A 2,326-nucleotide genomic window follows, 5' to 3' on the forward strand; every position below is an offset into this window, starting at 1 on the left:
CAAGTTGATATTAAAGTAAAATCAGAGGCTACTGTTTATTTGTGGGGTAGCAAAGTTCGCTCATATCATTCTTGCACTTTTTGTGGTTGTACAACTCACTACACACAAAAAAGAGATGACGGTACAAATAGGGTCGCAATCAACGCCAGAATGGCTGCTCCTGAGATATTTAAGTCCGTTAATGTTAGGTTTTTCGATGGTGCTGATACCTTTAAATATGTTGAGAAATAGAGCACTTAACAAGTTTATCAAACCTCGTTCCGCCCACAAAGAAACGTGGGCTACACTGGACGCGCAAAGACACGCGCGCCGTTTATAAAAGCGTTAAATTTTTTTGGCTCTAAAGGTATAGAGCTCAATATTCGGCAAGGAGTGCTCAGTTCTTATTAAGCATTCCTTCGTTTAAAGTTCTAGGGTGTGTGGCACGGTTTCCCACTGTTCCGCTCCACTGTTTAAGTTTCTCAGGCACTTTTTAATTTGCTGAGATTTCGTCGGTGGTGTGTTCCTATGGAATCCGGTAAAGTTATCACTTTAGGTATTCTAGTCTCAGGTCAAAAGCTTAGGTTTCGCCTGCGGCTACACAACGTGGTGTTGCGCTAGTTAGGTGTTCTAAAAAATCTAACCAGTTCATCAAACATCACTCCGGCCACAAAAACACGTGGCCTGCGTTGGACGCACGATAGAGCCGTGCGCCGTTTATAAAAGCGTTATAATTTTTAGTTGGTTCGTTTCATTGCCGTTTTATAAACATCACCACGTTCACGCTTACCAACTGAAATCACTGTCACAGTAATTATTTCGTCGTTTACTTCATAAACTAAACGGTAACCAGCTTGTCTAAGTTTTATCTTGTATAGGTCATTTGCCCCAGAAAGTTTTGCACTTGGTATTCTCGGGCCTTCTAATATTTCGGTTAGCTTTTTTTTAAATTGCTCTTTTATAGTAGCGCCAAGTTTATTCCATTCTTTAAGTGCAGACTTTTTAAACTCAAGCTCATAAGTCATTTAAGTTAACCTTAACGCTTTTCTCATTTTTTCGTTGTTCAGCAAGAGCTATTAACTCAAGGTCCTCAACGCGGTCCATTAAGTACTCATAGGCTTCGGCAGGCACGCAGTAAAAAGCAGGTTCATTTCTATTAAGTACCGCAATTGGTTTGCCATCAGCACTTAAAGCAACTTTCATTGGGTTAGCCTTTAATTCGCTAATACTAGCGGCAGCTTCTGTTAATATTCGGGTTGTCATAAAATCACCAGTACTATAAAGTGGTCGTTAATTAGGTCTTATTGTAGGCCGTAAAATATAACAAGGCAATCAAAGATCGCCCACAAAAACATGTGGGCTGGACCGTCGCTGCGCTCCGGCCCTTTATTGCGGCGTTAGCTGTAAAAATAATCTTGCCACTTCGTACGTTTAAGCGTACGATATTATTTTCTGTTCAGGAGAATAAAGATGAATATTCTTACGGCAAGTGAAGCCAGGGCAAACTTATACCGGCTTTTAGATCAAACTTCAGAGACTCATCAGCCAATAACTATTTCAGGCAAAAGAAATAGCGCTGTATTAGTCTCCAGTGAAGACTGGGAGTCAATTCAAGAAACCCTTTATCTTTTAACTGTTCCGGGTATGAGAGAAAGCATTAAAGAAGGAATGGCAGAACCTATTGAAGATTGTTCTAAGGAGCTTGATTGGTGAGTTGGGAACTCGTATATACCAAGCAAGCTCAAAAAGATGCAAAGAAACTTGCTTCCTCAGGTCTCAAAAGTAAAGCAAAATATTTGCTGCAAGTTATCGAAGAGAATCCGTTTCAAACACCACCACCATTTGAAAAATTGGTTGGTGATTTATCTGGTGCAATTTCACGACGTGTTAACATCCAGCACCGGATTGTTTACCAAGTTTATGAAGAGCAAAAAGTCATAAAAGTTCTGCGTATGTGGACACATTATGAGTAATACCAAAATTTGTTCAGCTAACAAGTTGCTCAAGTCGGATTGTGGTAAATTGTCATCTTGTTTGCAAAGAGCCGCAAACAAACCGCCAATTCACCACAACCGCTTAGCAAGGCGTTGGTATGACTCCCCACGTCAAGAGGCCCGCACAAAATCCTGCCGGAACCTCGGCCAGAGCCTTTCTTTTTAATTAACATTCTTCCCGTTAGGGAAGCGTCAACGCATCAGATGAAGCAAGTAATTTCGACGGTGATCATGCTGGTATTCGTGGGTTGCTAACGCGACGCGTTAACCTATCCAACCTTACTTATTACGTCGTGGTGCCTGTCTTCAGTCTATGCTCGTGGATCAATGTACTGCTAGCTCATTGCCAACCT

At 41.3% G+C, this 2,326-nt stretch carries 4 protein-coding genes and 1 pseudogene; 3 read left to right on the top strand and 2 right to left on the bottom strand.

Annotation, left to right across the window (positions count from 1 at the left end; genetic code table 11):
* Positions 1-231, top strand: a pseudogene (locus A3763_RS29640) (aldehyde-activating protein); the annotation flags it as partial.
* Positions 232-716: 485 nt separating this feature from the next.
* Here A3763_RS29640 and A3763_RS14915 read toward each other — a convergent pair.
* Both A3763_RS14915 and A3763_RS14920 read right to left on the bottom strand, forming a co-directional pair.
* Positions 717-1,004 (bottom strand): type II toxin-antitoxin system RelE/ParE family toxin, encoded by a 288-nt coding sequence (locus A3763_RS14915; RefSeq protein ID WP_068510962.1) that lies wholly within the window; start codon positions 1,002-1,004, stop codon positions 717-719.
* A complete protein-coding gene (locus A3763_RS14920; protein ID WP_068510964.1) occupies positions 994-1,242 on the bottom strand; it encodes a type II toxin-antitoxin system Phd/YefM family antitoxin in 249 nt (82 codons plus the stop codon). The genes A3763_RS14915 and A3763_RS14920 overlap by 11 nt, the downstream gene beginning before the upstream one ends.
* A gap of 207 nt (positions 1,243-1,449) precedes the next feature.
* Here A3763_RS14920 and A3763_RS14925 point away from each other — a divergent pair, with 207 nt between their 5' ends.
* Positions 1,450-1,692, top strand: a complete 243-nt coding sequence (locus A3763_RS14925) for a type II toxin-antitoxin system Phd/YefM family antitoxin (protein ID WP_068510966.1) — start codon at positions 1,450-1,452, stop codon at positions 1,690-1,692.
* Complete coding sequence (locus tag A3763_RS14930) at positions 1,689-1,952, top strand: Txe/YoeB family addiction module toxin (RefSeq protein ID WP_068510968.1); 264 nt, start codon at positions 1,689-1,691, stop codon at positions 1,950-1,952. Before A3763_RS14925 ends, A3763_RS14930 begins: the two co-directional genes overlap by 4 nt.
* Positions 1,953-2,326 lie beyond the last annotated feature (374 nt).

It is taken from the genome of Oleiphilus sp. HI0128, assembly GCF_001635365.1.

Coding starts and splice junctions, on each gene's coding strand:
- A3763_RS14915 (WP_068510962.1), bottom strand. CDS start 1,004: ATGACTTATGAGCTTGAGTTTAAAAAGTCTGCACTTAAAGAATGGAAT.
- A3763_RS14920 (WP_068510964.1), bottom strand. CDS start 1,242: ATGACAACCCGAATATTAACAGAAGCTGCCGCTAGTATTAGCGAATTA.
- A3763_RS14925 (WP_068510966.1), top strand. CDS start 1,450: ATGAATATTCTTACGGCAAGTGAAGCCAGGGCAAACTTATACCGGCTT.